Here is a 19,769-nt window from a genome sequence, read left to right on the forward strand (position 1 = left end):
CTCCCAGAGCTGGCTGCAACGGGCAATCGGGACCCAGTGACGGGTGCGGGCGAAAGGTCGGAAAGCCCGGTCCGAAAGGGGCCCCGGGGCTATTCGAGGACCATCCAGTCGATGACACCCACCTCGTCGTTGGCCGGCATCTTCAGCACCTGGCCGTCGCTGCGCCGCTGCAGGATCGAGCGACCGGCGCCCTGCTTCAGGCCATCTGCCTCGCGGACCGCCACGGCCCGGTCGGTGGGGCTGAACAGCGACAGGCCATCCCCCTCGTGACGCACGCGGGTGCCCACCGGGTAGTGCCAGCCACCCAGCACCAGCGGCCGGGCCAGCTCGCCCTCCCAGAGCACCGGCTCGCGCCGGGCATCCAGCTCCAGCACCAGGGACAGCCAGTGCAGGCCATCGAACGGCAGGTCGGCGGGGCCGTCGTTGCGCAGCACCCAGTGCTCGCCCAGCTGCCGCAGCGTCGTGCCGGTCGGCCAGTCGATACCCTGCACGGAGTGGCCGGGGGTCAGCGGGCAGCTCTCGAAGTGCCAGCCGGCGGGCTTCAGGCGGTCCTCCTGGGTGCGACGGAACTCCACCCACTCCCCGGCGGCGCAGGGCCACCCGTCCACCTGGCCTTCGCGGGCCAGGCGCACGCGGCTGGAGTCATAGCCGGTCGGCAGGTCCAGGGCGTCCACCTGCAAGCCGAGCAGTGCCATGGGCGCGGGCAGCTCGGCCTCCTTCAGGCTCTCCAGCCCGTGGGGCTGGGGCTGGTCCTGCCAGTCCAGCGGATCGAGGGTTTCCAGCTTGACCTGGCTGCCCGCCGGGAAGGTCAGGTCGCCCAGGGTCAGCGGCTGCTCCAGGCGCGGGTTGAGCGCCGCCTCGCGGGCGGCGAATTCCGCCGCGAACTCGCGCTCCTGCAGCCACAAAGCGCCCATCAGTCCCACCGGCACCAGCATCACCAGCGTCAGCAAGCCGTAGCGCCACGGGCGTGCCAGCACATGCCGACGCGAGCGCGGCCAGCACAGGGAGGCCGTCAGGGCCAGCAGCACGGGCACGGCCAGCACGCCGAGCAGGTAGATCAACCCGATGATCAGGAACACGGTGGGGTTGGGAACGGGGATCATCGGCGCACCTCGGCAATAGCAGGCGCCCATGCTCGCAGAAAGCCCGGGAAGGCGGACAGGCGCAGGTGGCCATCCGCGAGGCCGATCACACTCGTGGATTCACAAGACGGACGCAGGATCGTCAGGAAGAGGAAGGAAGGCATGCGGGCCCACCCGGCGGATCGCAGGGGCACGATCCACCGGGCAGGCTCGCCGGCGCTTACTTGGCCGGGCTGATGTCGCCCTGTTCGAGGCGCGCCTGGCTGCTGGCCAGGGCGTTGGCGAGGGTGCTCAGGCGGGTGTCCGGCAGGGAGCCGGGCAGCGGGTCGACACCGGCGCTGACGAACACCTGGTTGTAGGCGTTGCGCAGGTCGGCGTAGGCCAGGTCGCGCTTGAGCTGGGCCTGCAGGGTGTTCAGCTCGCCCTGGATCAGCTCCAGCTCGCCGATGCTCTGGGTGCTGTAGCGGTTGCGCAACTGCTCGGCGATCTGCCCGTCCAGGTCGGCCAATTGCTGGCTGGTCTGGAACTGCCGGCGGGCCTCCGCGTAGTTGGCACTGGCCACATAGAGCTGCGCGAGGATGGCCATGGACATGGCCTGGCGGCGGGCCACGGTGACGTCCTGGCCGGCCTTGGCCACGTCGATGGCCGCCGGGGCGGAGAGCACGTTGAACAGGTTCCAGGTGACCTTCACGCCGTAGTCGGCCCAGCTCTGGTTCACCAGGAAGCTGTTGCTGTCGTAGTGGCCGCCGGCGGAGAACTCCAGGCCGGGCAGCAGGCGCAGCATGGCCTTGCGGGTCTCGGCGGCGCTGATGCGCGCCTGGTAGTCCTGCTCGCGCAGTTCCGGGCGGCTGGCCAGGGCCTGCTGCTCCAGCTGGGCGAAGTTCACCTTCAGCTCGGGCACCGTGTAGTCGTTGCTGGCGGCCAGCTGGAAGTCGGTGTTCAGCGGCAGGTTGATCAGCGCGGCCAGCTCGGTCTTGGCCAGGGACAGCGCGCGGCGCTGCTCTTCCAGCTGGCGGGTGGCCTCGATCAGCGCGCGCTGGTAGCTCAGCGCCTGCACCGGATCGCCGATGCGCTGGGTGCTGAGGTTGCGGCTGTCATCGCGGGCCTTGTCGACGCGGGCCATGAGGCTGTCGATCTGCTTGAGCAGGCGCTCGGCGGCCACGGCCCGCCAGTAGGCGGAGCGCACGTCCTGGGTGATGGTGTGGACGACCTTGCGGCGGCGCTCCTCGACGATCAGGCGCTGGTCGGCCTGCTGCTTGGCGCTCATGTAGCTGACGCCGAAGTCGAGCACGTTCCACACCATGGTCAGGTCCGCCACGCCACGGTCGCGGTCCTGGGAGGTGGACGGTTCCAGGGACTGGGAACCGGTCTCGATGCTGCGGCTGCTGGAGGCGCTGACGTTGTTGCGCCCGGCGTAGCCAGCGGACAGCGCCATACGCGGCAGCATGTCGAAGGTGGCCAGGTCCAGCTGACGCTCGGCCAGGGCGTGCTCCATCACCTTGAGGCGCGCCTCGAGGTTGTACTTGATGGCGCGGGCCATGGCCTCGTTCAGGGTCAGGGGCCCGCTGAGGGGCTCTTGGTCCTTGAACATGCTGGAGAGGTCCGCCCGCGCGCGGGCCTCGCTCTCGCTGCGGTCGATGGGCTGGGTGGTCACGGCGCACCCGCTGATGGCCAAGGCCAATAGGCTGGCAGTGAAGAGCTTGTAGGTCTGGTTCATGCTGGCGGCCGCCCCCTGGTACGGCACGGTGATTCCCTTTCTTGTCATGTCAGCCACGGGTGGTGGTCCCCGCCACCTGCCCGAGGGCCTGGGCCAACTCGCGCACCGAGCGCAGGTCGGCTTCCTTCATGGCGTGCAGTTGCTGGCCGAGGGTGGGCGCGCCGGTCAGGCCCCGCCCACTCTTGCCGGTGTCGCCACCGCGCCACTGCTTGCCGTCGAATACCTTCAGTTGCATGTCCTGCTGCGGCACATCCTTGCCGAACATGCTGGAGAAGCTGCTGCTGCCGAACACGCCGCCGTCGCCCCCGCCGAAGCCGAGGAAGCCGTTGGCGCCGCCGTCACTGGCGGAGCTGTCGCTGCTGGCGAAGACCTGGGCGATGTAGCTGGGCGCCAGGGCGTTCGGGTTGATGAAGATGTTGCCCACGGTGGGCACCCCGCTGCCCAGGGTCGGCTGCTCGAACAGCGGCGGCGGCAGCAACGGCGAGGTGGTGCTGGAGGGCGGCACGCTGGGCACGTTGGGCTGGGTCGGCGTGGTCGGCGTGGTCGGTACGCTGGGCGACGGGTTGACGCGGAACTCGGGGTCGCCCTCGACCCCGCCGAGCACGTAGCCCACGGTGGCGAAGTTGTTCGCCATGGCATTGCCAACGGTGTCTGTGATGCCGCTGCCGGCGGCCGCGAGGGACAGCCCGAGGGTGCCCTGGCCGGTGACGCCGCTGACGGTAACGCGGTAGGTACGCGCATCCACCTGCACCAGCGACAGCAGGGTGCCGCTGGCGCTGCCGCTGGTGGCCAGGGCGAAGTCGGCCAGGTCGACGCCGCTGACGTCCTCGCTGAAGGTCACGGTGAAGCTGAGGGTGGTGTCGCGGGTCGGCGAGGTGCCATCGATGGCGATGTTGGTGACCTGCGGCGCAGCAGTATCCACCAGCACGCCGGCGGTGGAGCCCACGTTGTTGAGCACGGTCTGTGCGTTGTTGCCGGCGGCATCGCGCAGGGTCGCGCCGTTGGCATCGAGGCTGGCGCCAACGGCGATGCCGTTGCTGTCCTGCTGGCCGCTGGCGACGGTGAGGCGGAACACCAGGGCGGTGCCGCCCGAACCGCTGACATAGTTGGCGTAGACGGTACCGCCGGTGTCCAGGGTGATCGCCAGGCGCGGCGTGCCGCCGGTGGTGTCGACGGTCACGGCCTCATCGAAGTTCACCGTGAAGTCGAGGGTGTTGCCGGCCACGTAGGTACCGTTGGCCGGCACGCTGACGGAGGTGACGGCCGGGGCACGGCTGTCGATGGCGTAGTTGTTGGAGTCGGTGGTGCCGGTGCCGGTGTTGCCGGCGGCGTCGGTGTAGCCGGTGTTGTCCAGGGTGATCAGGTTGGTCGGGTCGGTGACGTTGGCACTGGGCGTCAGGGTCGCCGTCCAGGTGATGCCGCCGTCGGCGGAGCTGAGCCCGCTCAGGCTGCCGTTGGCCACGCTGAAGTCCGCCGTGGTCAGCCCGCTCACCGCCTCGCTGAAGGTGATGGTGACGGTGGTGCCCTGCCCGGCCTTCAGTGCCGTGTCGGTGACCACGATGGTGGCCGTCGGGCGCTGGGTGTCGATGGCGTAGTTGTTGGAGTCGGTGGTGCCGCTGCCGGCGTTGCCGGCGACATCGGTGTAGCCGGTGTTGTCCAGGGTGATCAGGTTGGTGGTGTCGGTGAGGTTGTTGCTGGGCGTCAGGGTCGCCGTCCAGGTGATGCCGCCGTCGTTGGAGCTGAGCCCGCTCAGGGTGCCGTTGGCGACGCTGAAGTCCGCCGTGGTCAGCCCGGTCACGGCCTCGTTGAAGGTGATGGTGACGGTGGTGGTCTGCCCGGCCTTCAGCGCAGTATCGGTGACCACGATGGTGGCCGTCGGGCGCTGGGTGTCGATGGCGTAGTTGACCGAATCGGTGGTGCCGGTTCCGGTGTTGCCGGCAGCGTCGATGTAACCCGAGTTGTCCAGGGTGATGACGTTGGTGGCATCGCTGACATTGGCACTCGGCGTGAAGGTCGCCGTCCAGGTCAGGCCGCCATCGCTGGTACTGAGCCCGCTCAGGCTGCCGTTGGCCACGCTGAAGTCGGCAATGTCCAGGCCTGTCACGGCCCGGTTGAAGCTGATGGTCACCGTGGTGGTTTCACCGATGGACAAAGCCGTATCAGCCACCGTGATCGTGGCCGTCGGACGCACGCTGTCAATGGCGTAGTTGTTGGAGTCGGTGGTGCCGGTGCCGGTGTTGCCGGCGGCGTCGGTGTAGCCGGTGTTGTCCAGGGTGATCAGGTTGGTCGGGTCGGTGACGTTGGCGCTGGGCGTCAGGGTCGCCGTCCAGGTGATGCCGCCGTCGGCGGAGCTGAGGCCGCTCAGGGTGCCGTTGGCGACGCTGAAGTCCCCAATGCCAAGCCCGGTCACCGCCTCGCTGAAGGTGATGGTGACGGTGGTGCCCTGCCCGGCCTTCAGCGCGGTGTCGGTGACCACGATGGTGGCGGTCGGGCGCTGGGTGTCGATGGCGTAGTTGGTGGAGTCGGTGGTGCCGCTGCCGGCGTTGCCGGCGACATCGGTGTAGCCGGTGTTGTCCAGGGTGATCAGGTTGGTGGGGTCGGTGATGTTGTTGCTGGGCGTCAGGGTCGCCGTCCAGGTGACGCCACCGTCGTTGGAGCTGAGGCCGCTCAGGGTGCCGTTGGCGACGCTGAAGTCCGCCGTGGTCAGCCCGGTCACCGCCTCGTTGAAGGTGATGGTGACCGTGGTGGTCTGCCCGGCTTTCAGCACGGTGTCGGTGACCACGATGGTGGCCGTCGGACGCTGGGTGTCGATGGCGTAGTTGACCGAATCGGTGGTGCCACTGCCGATGTTGCCCACCTGGTCCATCACCCCGGTGTTGTCGAGGGTGATGACATTGGTGGCGTCGGCGATGTTGGCGCTGGGGGTGAAGGTCGCCGTCCAGGTCAGGCCGCCATCGCTGCTGCTGAGCCCACTCAGGCTGCCGTTGGCCACGCTGAAGTCGGCAATGTCCAGGCCGGTGACCCGCTCGTTGAAGGTCACGGTGACGGTGGCGGTCTCGCCGATGCGCAGGGCCGTGTCGCTGAGGGTGATGCTGGTGGCCGCCGGGCGCACGCCGTCCACCACCAGGGCCTTGTTGGCGCCCAGGGAGCCGGCGGCGCCGGGGGTCGGCAGGGTGAGGATGGCGTTCTGGTTGGCGCCATCCTTGATGGTGCCGCCGTTCAGGCTCAGCGCCGAGCTGGAGGCGTAGTCGAGGTCGGCGGAGCTGTCGCCGGCCTGCACGGTATAGCTGAAGGTCAGGGTGTCGGTGCCCGAGCCGGACACGAAGTTGAGCACCCGGTCGGTGACACCGGTCTCCAGGGTCAGGGTCGGGGTGCCGGTCACGTTCACCGCGCTGTCGAACTGCACGGTGACGGTGATGACGTCGCCGATCTTGTAGGTGCCGTTGGCAGTGCTGGACGACACGCTGGTGACGGTCGGGGCGATGGGCGCGGTCAGGGTCAGGTCGTTGCCGCTGCCGCCGATGTAGCTGGTGGTCAGCTCGGTGCCGTTGCCCGACGCGTTGATCTTGGTGCCCTCGGTGACGCCGCTGAAGGTGCCAGTCACGGCATCGGCGGCGTCGTTGACGATCACGGTGTAGCTGTCACCGCTGCCGGCTGCGTAGCCATGGGTCACCGCCAGGGTGGAACCGGACACATCGACGGCGCCGTTCACCACCACCCGGTCGTAACCGGTGCCAGCGGTGGTGCCGTTGATGTCCAGGGCCAGGGTGCTGCCCGAGGCCAGGGTCAGGTTGCCGTTGACGGTCAGGGTGGCAACGCCCGCGCCGCCCGGGGACAGGGTCCCGCCACTCTGCACAGTGACGTCGCCGCCCAGGGTGCCGCTGCCGGCCAGGGTCGCACCGCTGGCCACGGTGGTGGCGCTGTTGGTGCTGCCGTCGACCACCAGGGTGCCCGCCGACACAGTAGTGGTGCCGCTGTTGGTGTTGCTGCCGGAGAGGGTCAGGTTGCTGGCGCCGGTCTTGGTCAGGCTGCCGGTGCCGCTGATGGTGCCGGACAGGGTGGCGGCCGCGCCGGCATTGACGGTGACCAGGCCGGTAAGCGCCAGGGCGTTGTCGATGGTGGTGTTGCCGGTGATCTGCAGGGTGGTGCCGTTGGCCAGGTTGAGCGCACCGGCGCCCAGGTTGGCGTCGCTGGCGACGCTCAGGGTGCCGGCGTTGACGCTGGTGCTGCCGGTGAAGGTGTTGCTGCCGGTCAGCGTGAGGGTGCTGGCACCGGACTTGGTCAGGCTGTTGCTGCCGCTGATCACCCCGGACAGGGTAGTGTCGGCGCCGGTGTTGACCGTGGCGCTGCCGCTGAGGGCGATGGCGTTGTCGATGGTGGTGGCGCTGGTCACCGCCAGGGTCGAGCCGGAGGCCAGGGTAACGGTGCCGTTGCCCAGGTTGCTGTCGCTGGCGACGCTGAGGGTGCCGGCGCTCACGGTGGTGGCACCGTAGGTGTTGCTGCCGGACAGGGTCAGGGTGTTGACTCCCGACTTGGTCAGGGTGAAGGCACCGCTGATCACCCCGGACAGGGTGGCGTTGGCCGCTGCGCTGACCGTGGCATTGCCGCCGAGAACGATGGCGTTGTCGATGGTGGTGGCGCTGGACACCAACAGGGTGCTGCCGGCGGCCAGGTTCACCGCCCCCGAGCCCAGGTTGCCGTCGCTGCTCACGCTCAGGGTGCCGGCGCTCACGGTGGTGGCGCCGTAGCTATTGCTGCCGGACAGGGTCAGGGTGCCGCTGCCGGTCTTCGTCAGGTCGTAGGCACCGCTGATGGCACCACTGAGGGTGACGGCGTTGCTGTTGCCGATGCTGCTGTTGCCGGTCAGGACGATGGCGTTGTTGATGGTGGTGGCGCCGGAGACGTCGAGCACGGTTCCACCCGCCAGGATGACCGTGTCGCCGCCCAGGTTGCCGTCACCGGAGATCGACAGGGTGCCGCCGGAGACGGTGGTGGTGCCACCGTAGGTATTGCTGCCGGACAGGGTCAGGGTGCCGCTGCCTTGCTTGACCAGCGAGCCGGTGCCGGAAATCACCCCGAGCACCGAGGTGGTGGTGTTGTCGCCCCCGGCAGTGAGCGTGTAGCTGCCCAGCTGGATGCTGGCATTGGCGTTGTTGCTCGCCAGGCTGCCGATGGTCTGGTTCGAGAGCAGCGTCAGGACGCTGTTGCCGTTGACCCGCACGACGTTGTTGTCGGCCATGGAGGCGTCGCCATTGAGCTTCAGCCAGGCGTAGTTGGCCAGCAGGGTGGCGCCGGTGTAGGTGTTGGTGCCGGAAAGCGTGGTCGAGTAGGTGGCGGAACCGCTCTGACTGAAAACCACTCCACCGGTGCCGCTGATGGAGCCGGAGAAGGTGGTGTCCGCCGTCTGGGTGCTGGTGAGACTGAAACTGCCGAGCGTCACCGAGCCGGCGCCGGAGAGGTTGCCGATCGCCTCGTTGCCAGCCAGGGCCAGGGTGGCGCCTGCGGCGACGGACACGCTGCTGTTGGAGGAGATCGCATCCCCGCCACTGGCCGTCAGGGTGCCGGCGCTGATGGTGGTGGCACCGGAGAAGGTATTGGCGGCGCCGGAGAGGGTCAGGTTGCCGGCCCCGGCCTTGGTCACGGCGCCGCTGCCGGAAATGAGGCTGGCGATGGTCGCCGTGTCGCCGGCACCGTGGGTGAAGGTCTGGGTGGTGCCCGCGCCCAGGGTAATGGTGCCGCCGGTGAGGATCAGGCCGCTGGCCTGGTCCATGTCGAGGGTCAGGCTTTCGTTGATCGACACGGCGTTGAGGTTCAGCGCCTGGCCGGCCAGGTTGCTGGCGAAAATGATGGTCTGGGTGCCGGTGCTGTCGGCCGCGGCGATGGCCACGGCCTCGCTGAAGCTGGTGCCGTTGCTGGGGTCGATGGTCGCGGTGTCGGTAGCGTTGGTGACGTAGATGAAGTCGCTGGCCACGGTGACGTTTGCGGTGGCACTGCCGCCGGCACCGTCATTGACGGTGACCTTGACGTTGGCATCGCCGGCCGGCGTGTCGCTGCGGTAGGTGATGCGCTGCGCCACGTCGTTGACCAGCGCCGTGGTGGCGGTGGTAGCGCTGCTGGTGAAGGTGATGGTCAGCACGCCGCCGGTGTTGGTGAAGGTGGCGAAGGTCAGCCCGCCCGATTGCAGGTTGCTGCCGCTGACGGTGAACAGCGCACCGGAGGTGTCGAAGCCCAGCACATCGCTGCTCACCGCCGTGCCGTTGCGCTGGATCACCAGGCTGGCCCCGGACCAGTTGCCGTTGCCGCTGTTCAACGCGCCCAGCTCGGCATCGGCCAGGCTGGCGTTGCTGCCCACATCGAGGCGCACGGTATTGCCCACGCCGCCCCAGGCGACGCTGTCACCGTTGAGGTTGCCGATAGTGGGCGCGGCGTTGGGGTTGTAGTTGGTATCGGTGATGCCGCCATTGGTGGTGGAGATGGTCGAGGTGGACTCACCGTCGGCGCCGTTGACGTTCGTGCCGCCGGCCGCCTTGCCACCCAGGCCACCTGCACCGATGTTGCCGTTGGTCAGGGTATTGAAGCTGGTGTTGTCCATGCGCACGGTGCCGCCGGCGTTCCAGATGGCACCGACCCCGGCACCGCCCGCTCCACCATTGCCGACCCTGTTGCCAGGCCCCGTGGCCGCGTCGTTGGAAACACCGCCACCGCCGCCACCACCAGCCCCCAGGTTGTTGGTCAGGCTGCTGTTGACGATGGTCAGGATGCCGCTGCTGGTGTTGTAGATACCCCCCGCAGCGGCGCCCCCCTTGCCGCCGACGGCGGCAACACCGCCGCCGCCGCCGCCACCGCCAATGCTGGTGGTGCCGTTGTTGGCCGACCCACCTCCGCCCCCTGCGGTGTAACCGGTGGTGCTGTTGCCGTCACCGCTGTAGCTGCCCCCAGCGCCGCCGGCCGCACCGCCGCCACGCCCCCCGAAGCTACTGGTACCGCCCGCGCCATTGCCGCCGCTGATGCCGGAAGCGGGCGTGGCCGAGACCCCGGCGCCAGCACTGCTGCCGCCGGAGCCGCCGGGAGTCGTTCCAAAGCCACCGCCTCCACCGCCGCCACCGCCGTAGTAGCCACCGGAGTCGCCACCCCCGCCGCCGCCGCCAGACGCCTTGTTACCGGTAATGGTGCTGTTGGTGATGGTCAGTACGCCGGCGTTGTAGATACCGGCACCCACGCTATCGGGTGCGGCCGAGTTCTCGTTGCCACCGTTGCCGACGATCAGGCCATTGCGGATGGTGATGTTGTCCAGCGCGACCTTGGAGTTGGCGCCGCTGGTGTTCACGTCCAGTATCCGAGCCTTGTTGGCCCCGTCGATGGCGAAGCCACCGCCGACGATCTGCAGGGTGTGGCCGTCGGTGACATGGATGGAAATGGTGTCGTTGAAGCCGGTGAAGGTGATGTTGCCGGTGAGGGTGATGACATCGTCGACGTTGTCGGCAACACCCGTGGTGATGGCGCTCTTCAACTGGGCCAGGGTGCTCACCGAGGTGGTCACCAGCAGGTGGTCGTAACTGCCCAGGCGCGACAGGTTCAGGGCATTGCTGGCGGCGATCTGGCCGGTGGTGACCTCCAGGTCCCAGTCACCGCCCTTGGCGTTGCCGCCGGTGTTGTCGTCGGATGCGGCGATGTCCGCACCGGTCATGTCCGCCAGCTTGGAGACGAAGGCATGGCCCTCGCTGCCCGCCCCTACTTCGCAGCCGTAAAGGAGGATGTCGCCCTCGGCGGTCAGCGCCTTGCCGATGGTGGAGAGCTGGGACGCGTACTGCGCGAGGTTGCCCTCGAACAACGGGCCGTTGCCCAGCAGCAGCACCCCGGAATCGCCGTGGGAAATGATGTGGATGGCATCGATGCCGGTGCGCCCGGCCAGGGCGTCGGCGATCTGCTGCACGCCGTCCTTGTTGGTGGACAGCAGCACCACCTCGGCATTGGGCGAGACGGCCTTGAGCAGCTCCTGGTAGTTCGGCGCGCGGGTGTCGACGAAGACGATTTCCTTGCGCACGCCGCTCTGACCATCGGTCACCGGACTGGCCTGCAGGTCCTGGGTGCCATGGTTGTTGTCGGGGGTGCTCGCGTGGCTGCTGTCGCGGGCGCCGGTGTCATGGGCCGCATCGGCCGTGGGAGCGGCTGTCGCCGTCGCGGCGGCGGTATCGGCGACGGTGGCCGCCACTGCGCCGTCGAACATCATGCGCGGCTCCAGCGCACTGATCAGCGGCAGCGGGCATGCCAGCGGCGCAGCCTCCGCACCCTTGGCCTTGCCGTTGCGACCTGCCTTCTTCGAAAGACCCCAGCCCATGACTTCTACCTCCTCATTCCGACGCCCGCCTTGGCAGGTGCTCAGTTGCGTTCTTGTTCCAGGGCCCGGGCGTCCCGGGAGGTCCTGATCACATGGGCCTCGCTGTTGCGCGAGTCCTTCCAGAAATCCAGTTGTGCGTATTGCTCGAACAGGTCCGGCGGCAGCAGGGTGCGCCGCGCCGCCACTTCAACCTTGGGCCGCACCTTGTGCAGACCGCGCAGGCCCAGGGCCTGGTCGAACTCCGGGGCGTCGTACTCAACGTGCTCGAAGTCGTGCGGGTACCAGGGCTCATCGAGGAATTCGTAGACCAGTTGCAGCACCCGCTCGGGTGTGGCCACCAGCAGGTCGTAGTCCACCAGCAGCAGGGAGCGGGCGTGCTCGCCGTAATAGGCATCCTTCAGCGCCGACCAGGCCAGGCCCACCAGGCGGTTGCGCTGGGCCAGGGTCTCGACCCGGCTGTAGACGGTGTTGCGTTCGCTGTCGTCGTTGAACAGCTTGGTGATCTCGTACGGGTTGGCGCGGTAGAGCCGCTCGATGCTGTCCATCACCCAGGCAACGTTGCGCACGCAGGCGATCACCTTGGCCTGGGGGAACAGGTCCAGCAGGGCCGGCAGACGCGCGCACCACAGGCGGTTGGTGTCGAAGATCACCTCATGCCCGCTCTGGTCCGCGTAGTAACTGCTGAACAGGCCGGCCAGCAGGCGCTTGCGCTGCTCCTGGGTCACCACCGGGCCGAACTCGCTGTCGGCGCCGAACTGCTTGAGCAGGCCCGAGAAGAAGCTGCCCACCGGGCTGGTCATGCCGGCGTGAAAGCGCGGGTTCTGCCGCAGCAGTGCCGCCAGCAGCGTGGACCCCGAGCGTGGCAGCCCCGAGATGAAGTGATAGGTGGGTGATGGATGGGCCATGGTCTGCGTGTACGTCTGCCTGTCAGTGATACGGGGCCGGAGAGCCACCGGTGCCGCAAGGCACCGGCGGGTCGAGTGCCTCAGTTGCGCGAGGGGAAGATGCCGTCCAGCGCGATGATGAAGTTGATCCCGATGTAGGGGTTGCGGATGGCCACCGGCTGGCTGCCGCCGGCGATCTGCACCGTCACGTTCACGGTGCTGGGGTTGGTCAGCGGGACCGGGTTCGACATCGCGCTCGACCAGATCGCCGCTGCCGAAGCCGAGCCGCCCGCGGAGCCACCCAGGACGGAGTTGGTCGCACTCGGAACCAGTGCCGGGTTGGTCGGTGTGCCAGCGGCAGAGATCGTGCTGGTGCCGGACGCGAGGTGGGTGTGCATGGGCATCTGGGTCTGCAGCAGGGTCACGTTCTCAACCCCACCAAGCTCACCCAGATCGATGAGCGACAGGCCGGGCCCCTGGGACTGGCCGACCGGCGAGCGGCCACGCAGGTCCGGCAGGCCGTAGGTGGTCTGGCCATTACCGCCGTAGGTGGTGCCCAGCAGGGAAAACAGTGCGGTGTTCTGCGCAATCGCCATGCTCTGCCCCATGCAGAACGCATAGCCACGGGGTGCGAAGTTGCCACCGAACATCTTGATCTCACCGATGAAAGGATCCACGTGTTGACTCTCCTCTGGCTCTGGTTTCGCGCAACCGGAATCCCGGTCGCACATGCATGCTCGTTGTTGTAGTTATGCCGGCCGATCCGTATGGAACACGGCCTGGAGTACATGGCGCCCATCCTCGACGGGCTGGCCGGGGGTCAGCAGCAGCGCCCAGCCCTCCTCGCCGGGCGGCCCCAGGCGGTACACGTCCTGGGGCAGGCTGCACTGCGGCGGCAGTACGAAGTGAGCGTGGTAGCAGTGGTGGCGAGGGGTCATGGCGATGCCCTCCTCGACACCGAGCAGCTCGACGGGCAACACCTGTTCCGGCGAAAGCCAGAGGTGGAAGGACTGGCCGACGGCCTCGGAGAGCAGCGCGTAGGACGGCATGGGGTACATGGACAGGCTCCTCAGGACGGCATGGCCGGGCGCAGCGCCGGTTCGGCGGCGGCCTGATGGCCGCGCGGGTGGCGGCGCAATTTCAGGTACACACCGTTCTCCCCCACCACCTCGAAGCCATGGCGGAAGTAGAGGCGCTGGGCCGGGTTGTAGGACTCGACATGCAGCCCCGCACTGAGGCCCTCGCGGTCGGCCCGTTCGAGGAAGCGGCCCAGCAGCTCACCGCCAATGCCTCGGCCACAGGCCTCGGGCAACAGCGCCAGGTCGATGATTTGCAGGTGGGTGTCGGTCCACAGCAGGTAGGCGCGGCCGATGGGCTGGCCAGCCTGCTCGATGACGTATTGCTCGGCGTCGGCGTAGTGCGCCTGGTAGTAGCTGCGCTGGGCCTGGAACTGCTGGTCGACGAAACGCTCGCGAGCGGCCTGGTCCCAGGGGGTGTGCTCCAGTTCGTGGGCACGGGTGGTGCCGTAGAGCGCCCGCAGGAAGGTGCGGTCTGCTTCGGTTGCCAAGCGGAGGTTCAAGGTGTGGAGAGACATACGGCGTGCATCCCTGCCGGCCCCGGGAGCAAGGCCTACAACGGTGGTTACAATTTCCCTGCAGGGAGCATAGACGAGGATTTCAGTTGGCCACCATCGAAAAACCGCCGTTCGGCGGTTTCTGCAATGAATGTGAAGTGGCATTCACAACTGGCGGGGTGAAAGCGCATCCAGCGCGTCGAAAGGCGCCCTCGCCCACCGCTCGACGGCCGCCCGGGTGGCGTCGTCCGCCTCGCTGCGCTTGGCCTCGCCGTCGGCGCTGAAAGCCATCGCCGGGCGCTTCGCATCGTGCCCGGCAACGGCCTGCAGGTGCGGCACGGCGGCCGGGTCGATGCCCAGCAGCGGGCCCAGGCGGCCCCAGAGGGCGCCGGGCAGCTCGCGGTAGTTCAGGGGCACCGCCTCGCCGGCCACACACTGTTCGAGCCCGGCCTGCAGCAGCTGCCCGACCATCCAGGCGAGGTAGTCGCCGAGCGCCAGCGCCTCCCGCCCCGGCAGGCCGTCGAGCCCGGACGGGCCGAGCAGTCCGGGAACCGCATGCAACCCGGGCTGGCGCTGGTGGGACACCACCACCTCCAGCGGGTCGCGGTAGAGGAACAGGCACGGCACCTCGGGGTAGAGCCGGCGCAGCAGCTGCGCCTCGAACAGGTTCCAGGCGTCCAGCTTCACCACCAGCCGGGTCTCGTCGCCACGGCGGCGCTGGCCATAGGCCGAGCACAGCGCGCGCACCGTCTCCGCCTGCCAGGCAGAAGCGCCGGGGTCGCGGTAATGCGCGCGCAGCACGGCATCCAGTGGCGGCGGCTCGGACAGCACCACGTGCCCGGGCAGGGCTCGCAGCAACTGCGCCAGCAGGGTGGAGCCGCAACGGGAGGTGTGGAACACCAGCAGCGAAGGTTCAAGCCCGGGGCTGCGGGCCTGCCAGTCGAGCAGCGCGTCCAGGCCGGTCTGGCGGCGCAGAGCCAGGTTGAACGGCAGGCGCAGCGCTTCGTCCACGTCGTCACTGAAGAAGGGCCGGGCCAGGGGCGTGGTGCCGAACCAGGCCCAGTCCAGCTGCCAGTTGCCGGCCTGTTCGAAGGCGCGGATCGGCAGCCATTCAGTGAAATCCAGGGCCGTCATCGCATGCTCCATTGGCGGCTCCAGGCCTGCCGTGCCTGGCGCATGACCATGCGCACATCCGCCTCGCTGAACACCAGCCCGAGGGTCTGGCCGGCGGCCACCGCATCGCGGCAGAAATCGGTGGGGTCAGTGATCAGTTGCAGGGCATGGGCCAGTTCCGGCCGCTGCTGCACCTGCTCGTTGAAGGCGGCGAAGGCGCGCATGCCCCGGCTCGGTTGCAGCGCGGGCGTGGTCGCGAGGCCCTCGGCGATGGCCTGGCGCAGCCGTGGGTTCACCATGCAATCCAGCACCAGGTGGATGCGCGGCCCCGGGCCGGGGTTGTCCACCCGGTGCGGGCGGGACAGGTCGATGAACCAGCACTCCCCCGGTGCCATCGGCACCTGCCGGCCGTCCACCAGGAACTCCACATCCGGCGGGCTGAGCAGCGGCACGTGCAGGCGCAGCGGCCCTTCCGGGCTGCCCAGGTCGGGGTCGCAATGCTCGCGGATGCTGGCACCGGCGCCCAGGCGCAGCAGGCGGGCGCTGCGCAGGTCCTCGCCGAACCATTCGATGGCCGCCAGCCAGGCCGGTTCGGCCGTGCACAGGGCACTGCGGGCCACCGGGCCAAAACCCGGCGCCAGGGGGATCGGCGCATCCACCGCGGCCACCAGGTCGATCCCGCTCCAGTCGCCCTGGTAATAGCCGGTGTTGAAATGCGCCACCCAGGCCGTCGGGGCGATTCGTTCCAGGGCCGCCAGCAGCGGCGCCAGATCGAAGCGCCAGGGCAGGCGGGAGCAGATCGGCAAGGCTTCGTCCATGGAACCCTCCTGGCAGACTGTCCGTTCGATTGATGGGCTAGAAACCGCTTTCCCTCACCCCCAACGCCGCCATGCGGCGCCAGGCGAAGCCCAGCAGCGATTGCCGGCTGCCCTCCAGCACCACCACGCCGCGCAGCGGCTGGTCGGGGGGCGGCAGGTCCTGCAGCAGGCTGAGGCGCACGCCATACTGCGCCTGCACCGGCTCGGCGCGTTGCTGGGCATTGCGTCGCACGGCCACCTGGCCGTGGTGGTCGGAGGCCAGCGCCTCCAGTTCGAGGAAGGCGACGCCGGTGGTGTCCACCTCATCCAGGCGCACCGGCAGGGCCGGCCGCGCCGGGTCGTCGGCGATGAAACGGCCCTCGGTGCCCGGCGCCACCCGCCAGAGGTTCTCCTCGGCCAGGTAGCCACGCAGGCGCAACCCGGGGGCGATCACCCGCGCCAGGGTCTCGCCGCTGTGCAGCCAGCGGCCCACCACCAGGTCCGGCGGCAGGTCGCGCACCACGCCGGCCAGGGGCGCGCGCAACTGCAGGCGCTCACGCTGGGCGGCCAGGCCGCGGTACTCGGCCACGGCCTCGGCCAGCTGCTGCTCGATCACCCCGGTCTCGGCGGCGGTCTCGCTGCGCCCGGCCTGGCGTCGCAACTGCAGCTGGAGGATGTCGATCTCGCGGCGGACGATGCCCTGGCGCGCGTCCAGGTCCGGGGATTCCAGCTCCACCAGCAGGGCGCCCTGCTCCACCGTGTCGCCGTCCTTCACCCGCACCGCCTTGACCCGTGCACCGATAGGCGCGTGCAGGGTGCCGGTGCGCGAAGCCTCCAGCATGGCCGGCACGTCCACCGCATTGCGCCAGGGCACCAGCAGCGCCAGCAGCACCAGCCCCAGGGCCGAGCCGGTGAGCAGCACCTTGCGCGGGTCGGCCTGGTCGCGCCGCTGCCACCATTCGCCGAACTCCTTCCAGATCGGCAGGCCGATGAACCACACCAGCTCCACCAGCATCAGGAAGATGCCCAGCACCTTGAAGAACAGGTGGTACACCGTCAGCGCGATGCCGAAGAACAGCGCCGCACGCCAGATCCAGGCCCCGTAGCCCCACACCAGCAGGCGCCGGCGCATGGCCTCGGGCCAGGGCTCGGGGGCCGGCTCGCCGTAGCCGAACAGCGCCTCGCGCAGGCGCCAGCGGCACAAGGCGAAGGCGCGGTTCTGCAGGTTCTCCACCTCCCACAGGTCACTGAGCAGGAAGTAGCCGTCGAAACGCATGAAGGGGTTGAGGTTGATCGCCAGGGTGGTGATCCAGGTGGCGCTGGAGAGCATGAAGGCCGCGGTGCGCGCCGGCCCGTCCGGCAGCAGCGACCACGCCAGCAGCGCCAGCACCGCCAGCACCAGTTCGGCCAGCACCCCGCCGGCGCCGATCAGCAGGCGCGAGCGGCGGTCCTGCACCCGCCAGGCATCGCTGACGTCGGTGTAGAACATCGGCAACAGCACCATGAAGGCCAGCCCCATGCTCTGCACCCGGCAGCCGGCGCGCTTGGCCATGAAGGCGTGGCCGAACTCGTGACAGAGCTTGGCGAAGGTCAGCGCGATGCCGAAGGCCAGGGCACCGCCCAGGCTGAACAGGTGCGGGAAGGTGGCCAGGTAGCGTTCCCAGTCCCGCGCCACCAGGAACAGCCCGAGCAGCAGAATCACCGGCAGCCCGCGCCGCAGCAGCCAGGGACCGTTGCGCTCCAGCACCGGCCAGGCGCGGTTGAGGAAGCGGTCCGGCCGCCACAGCGGGATGCGGAAGAACAGGTACTGGTGCAGCACCTGCTGCCACAGGCTGTGGCGCGTGCTGGCGCGCTTGAGGCTGTAGCTGGCGCGCTGCTCCGGGTCGAGGGCGGCGATCAGGTCGTGCCCGCGCAGAAAGCGCAGCATCTGCTCCAGCTCACCGGCCCCGAGGGGCGCGCCCGGCTCGGCGTTGGCCGCCGCCAGCACCGCGCGGGGGTCGCCCAGGGACCAGTGGCGCAGCAAGCGCACGGCCGCCGCACCGAGCTTGAAATAGCGGCCGCGCAGCGGGTCGGCCAGGGTCCATTGCGGCGCGCCCTCGCGGGTTGGCGCAGCGGCGGACAGCTGCAGGTCGGAACGCAGGGCCGGCAGCATCACAACCCCAGGTTCTGGCGCAGCGCCGCCAGGGGCCGGCGCAGCAGGTAATAGGCCAGCGGCGCGCGGGCGCCGAACAGCTTGGCGGTGCCGCGCAGGCCGATGCGCGGCGGGGTATCGGCGAAGGCCGCGTCGAGGCGGTAGGCCAGTTGCCCGGCGGCGGTGGCCTGGGCCTCGTAGGCGGCACGCTCCAGGCGCGCGTCGTGGCGGTTGAGCGGGTCGCTGTCGAGGAACAGCGCCACCTCGGCGCCGGGCTCCAGGGCGATGGCGTCGCCCACCGGCAGCTCGATGCGCAGTTCGGCCTGGGCCGGGTCGGCGATCTGCATCAGCCGCTCGCCGGTCTGCACCGGCTTGCCGGTGAGGCGCTCGGCATCGGCGAACACGGCGATGCCGGCGCGCTCGGCGCGGACTTCGCTGCGGGCCAGCAGCTGCCTGGCGTAGTCGCGCTCGGCGCGCTTCTGCTCCACGCGGGCAGCCAGCAGGTCGATGCGCGCGCTGGATTCGGCGTCGGCGAAGGCGCGCTGGCTGTTGGCCTTCAGCTCCGCCTCGGCCACTCCCAGGGCGCGCTCGGCGACGTCGGCCTGGGCCTTGAGGGTGGTGGCGTCGAAGCGCACCAGCAGGTCACCGGCGGCGACGCTCTGGTTGGGCTTGACAAGGAATTCGGCGATCACCCCGTCCAGCGGCGCGGCCACCACGCGGCCGCCCAGGGGCACCACTTCGGCGGGCGCCAGCACCGACTGGCGCACCGGCACCAGCAGCACCAGGGCCAGCGCGGCGGCCAGGGCCAGGAGCTTCTTCTTCGGCCAGCGCAGGCGCCAGGGCTTGCGCGGCTGCAGGGCCAGCCAGGCGTGGCCGTAGGTGCCGCCCAGCTGCACCAGCAGGGCCTGCTCGGCCTCGCTCCAGGGGGTGTCGCGGGCGATCCACAGGCCGCCGAACACGGCGCCCTGGCGATCCTTCAGCGGCAGCCAGAAGGCATGGGGCGCGGACAGTGCCTGCCAGTCGTCACGGCTGCTCTCGTCCAGGCTGGCGGGGTCGACCACGCCAGGCTCGCCCAGCAGGCCGGCGGCCAGGCGCTGGGATGCCGCCCGTTCGACGAAGGCAACGAAGGGGGCGTTGGGTTCCACCACGCTGATGCCGGTGAGGGCGCTGACCTTGCCAGCGACCAGCAGCGCGGCGTGGCGGTAGCCGAACAGGCCCTGGCCATCGTTGACCATGGCGAAGGCCAGTTGCTCGGTCGTGGCGGCCTGCCGGGCCTGGGCCTGGAGGCCGAGAAACACCGCGAAGACGCGCTCGGCGAAACCGGGCACCGGTGCGTTCATCGCGCCTCCGGGAAGCGCGCGCTGCCGCTCATGCCGGCCACCAGGCCCGGCGCATCCTCGGGCAGGCCGCCGATCAGCAGCAGCGTCTGGCTGCCTTCGTCGATGCGCGCGCCCAGGCGCTTGACCACGGCCTTGAGCGGCTTGCCGGTCTCGTCGGGGATGAATTCGAAGGGCTGGCCCGGCTTGAGGGCGCCGATCCAGCGCGAGGGCACCAGCAGGTGGATCTCCAGGGTGCGGTTGTCCACCACCTCCAGCAGCGGCGCGCCGCCGGGCACGCTTTCATGGGGCTGCACGCGGCGGTTGACCACCTGGCCGTCGTAGGGGGCCTTCACCTGGCAGCGCTGCACCTGCACCTGGTAGACCTGCGCCTCGGCCTGGGCCTGGGCCTGGCGGGCCTCGGCCAGGGCCACTTCGAAGCGCCCGACGGAGTTGAGGGCGGCCAGCTGCTGCTTGTTCTTCAGCTCCTCGCGGGCGGCGCGGGTGGCGGCGTTGGAGGCGGTGAGCTGGGCCTGGTAGGCGCTGCAGTCGAAACGCACCAGCACGTCACCGGCCTTGAACGACTGCCCTTCGGCGAAGGGCATCTCGACGATGCGCCCGGCCAGCTCGCTGGACAGCACCGCCTGGTTGCGGGCCCGCAGCACGCCCCGTGGCGAGGGGGCCGACGCGGCGGCGGTGGAGGGTGCAGGGGCATCCAGCAACGGATCGTGGGCGGGGGGCTCGTCAGCCCAGGCGGCGGTTGCCAACGCCAGCGAACCCGCCAGCCCGTACATCAGGTGCTTCATAGGTCTGTCCCT

The 19,769-nt window shown here is 69.5% G+C and carries 12 protein-coding genes; all 12 read right to left on the reverse strand.

Annotated elements, in window-relative coordinates; all coding sequences use genetic code 11:
* Positions 1 to 89: 89 nt before the first annotated feature.
* The 12 genes from BM198_RS19755 to BM198_RS19810 all read right to left on the reverse strand — a co-directional run bounded on the left by BM198_RS19755 (position 90) and on the right by BM198_RS19810 (position 19,745).
* Complete coding sequence (locus BM198_RS19755) at positions 90 to 1,103, reverse strand: hypothetical protein (RefSeq protein ID WP_074971852.1); 1,014 nt, start codon at positions 1,101 to 1,103, stop codon at positions 90 to 92.
* 199 nt (positions 1,104 to 1,302) lie between these two features.
* On the reverse strand, positions 1,303 to 2,799 hold the full coding sequence (locus tag BM198_RS19760) for a TolC family protein (RefSeq protein WP_074971969.1): 1,497 nt from the start codon (positions 2,797 to 2,799) through the stop codon (positions 1,303 to 1,305).
* Positions 2,800 to 2,848: 49 nt separating this feature from the next.
* Positions 2,849 to 11,137, reverse strand: coding sequence for an Ig-like domain-containing protein (locus tag BM198_RS19765; protein ID WP_279626044.1), 8,289 nt, complete (start codon positions 11,135 to 11,137; stop codon positions 2,849 to 2,851).
* Between the two features lie 41 nt (positions 11,138 to 11,178).
* On the reverse strand, positions 11,179 to 12,042 hold the full coding sequence (locus tag BM198_RS19770; RefSeq protein WP_074971853.1) for a sulfotransferase: 864 nt from the start codon (positions 12,040 to 12,042) through the stop codon (positions 11,179 to 11,181).
* Positions 12,043 to 12,122: 80 nt separating this feature from the next.
* Positions 12,123 to 12,698: a phage tail protein gene (locus tag BM198_RS19775; protein ID WP_240634142.1), complete on the reverse strand. Its 576-nt coding sequence runs from the start codon at positions 12,696 to 12,698 to the stop codon at positions 12,123 to 12,125.
* A gap of 72 nt (positions 12,699 to 12,770) precedes the next feature.
* Positions 12,771 to 13,079, reverse strand: coding sequence for a DUF6916 family protein (locus tag BM198_RS19780; RefSeq protein WP_052807580.1), 309 nt, complete (start codon positions 13,077 to 13,079; stop codon positions 12,771 to 12,773).
* Positions 13,080 to 13,090: 11 nt separating this feature from the next.
* Positions 13,091 to 13,588, reverse strand: a complete 498-nt coding sequence (locus BM198_RS19785) for a GNAT family N-acetyltransferase (protein WP_244165718.1) — start codon at positions 13,586 to 13,588, stop codon at positions 13,091 to 13,093.
* A gap of 171 nt (positions 13,589 to 13,759) precedes the next feature.
* Positions 13,760 to 14,728, reverse strand: coding sequence for a sulfotransferase (locus BM198_RS19790; RefSeq protein ID WP_139233671.1), 969 nt, complete (start codon positions 14,726 to 14,728; stop codon positions 13,760 to 13,762).
* Positions 14,725 to 15,525, reverse strand: coding sequence for an aspartyl/asparaginyl beta-hydroxylase domain-containing protein (locus BM198_RS19795; protein WP_074971857.1), 801 nt, complete (start codon positions 15,523 to 15,525; stop codon positions 14,725 to 14,727). The genes BM198_RS19790 and BM198_RS19795 overlap by 4 nt, the downstream gene beginning before the upstream one ends.
* Positions 15,526 to 15,562: 37 nt before the next feature.
* The gene (locus BM198_RS19800) at positions 15,563 to 17,659 is read right to left on the reverse strand and encodes an efflux RND transporter periplasmic adaptor subunit (RefSeq protein WP_208275672.1); all 2,097 of its coding nucleotides are present in this window, start codon (positions 17,657 to 17,659) and stop codon (positions 15,563 to 15,565) included.
* Positions 17,656 to 18,975, reverse strand: coding sequence for an efflux RND transporter periplasmic adaptor subunit (locus tag BM198_RS19805; protein WP_074971859.1), 1,320 nt, complete (start codon positions 18,973 to 18,975; stop codon positions 17,656 to 17,658). The genes BM198_RS19800 and BM198_RS19805 overlap by 4 nt, the downstream gene beginning before the upstream one ends.
* A complete protein-coding gene (locus BM198_RS19810) occupies positions 18,972 to 19,745 on the reverse strand; it encodes an efflux RND transporter periplasmic adaptor subunit (protein WP_394328348.1) in 774 nt (257 codons plus the stop codon). The genes BM198_RS19805 and BM198_RS19810 overlap by 4 nt, the downstream gene beginning before the upstream one ends.
* Positions 19,746 to 19,769 lie beyond the last annotated feature (24 nt).

The organism is Metapseudomonas otitidis (assembly GCF_900111835.1).
GTDB lineage: Bacteria > Pseudomonadota > Gammaproteobacteria > Pseudomonadales > Pseudomonadaceae > Metapseudomonas > Metapseudomonas otitidis.

Excerpts from the sequence above, each read along its gene's own strand:
- BM198_RS19755 (WP_074971852.1), bottom strand. The coding sequence starts at position 1,103 with ATGATCCCCGTTCCCAACCCCACCGTGTTCCTGATCATCGGGTTGATC.
- BM198_RS19760 (WP_074971969.1), bottom strand. The coding sequence starts at position 2,799 with ATGAACCAGACCTACAAGCTCTTCACTGCCAGCCTATTGGCCTTGGCC.
- BM198_RS19765 (WP_279626044.1), bottom strand. The coding sequence starts at position 11,137 with ATGGGCTGGGGTCTTTCGAAGAAGGCAGGTCGCAACGGCAAGGCCAAG.
- BM198_RS19770 (WP_074971853.1), bottom strand. The coding sequence starts at position 12,042 with ATGGCCCATCCATCACCCACCTATCACTTCATCTCGGGGCTGCCACGC.
- BM198_RS19780 (WP_052807580.1), bottom strand. The coding sequence starts at position 13,079 with ATGTACCCCATGCCGTCCTACGCGCTGCTCTCCGAGGCCGTCGGCCAG.
- BM198_RS19790 (WP_139233671.1), bottom strand. The coding sequence starts at position 14,728 with ATGACGGCCCTGGATTTCACTGAATGGCTGCCGATCCGCGCCTTCGAA.
- BM198_RS19795 (WP_074971857.1), bottom strand. The coding sequence starts at position 15,525 with ATGGACGAAGCCTTGCCGATCTGCTCCCGCCTGCCCTGGCGCTTCGAT.
- BM198_RS19805 (WP_074971859.1), bottom strand. The coding sequence starts at position 18,975 with ATGAACGCACCGGTGCCCGGTTTCGCCGAGCGCGTCTTCGCGGTGTTT.
- BM198_RS19810 (WP_394328348.1), bottom strand. The coding sequence starts at position 19,745 with ATGTACGGGCTGGCGGGTTCGCTGGCGTTGGCAACCGCCGCCTGGGCT.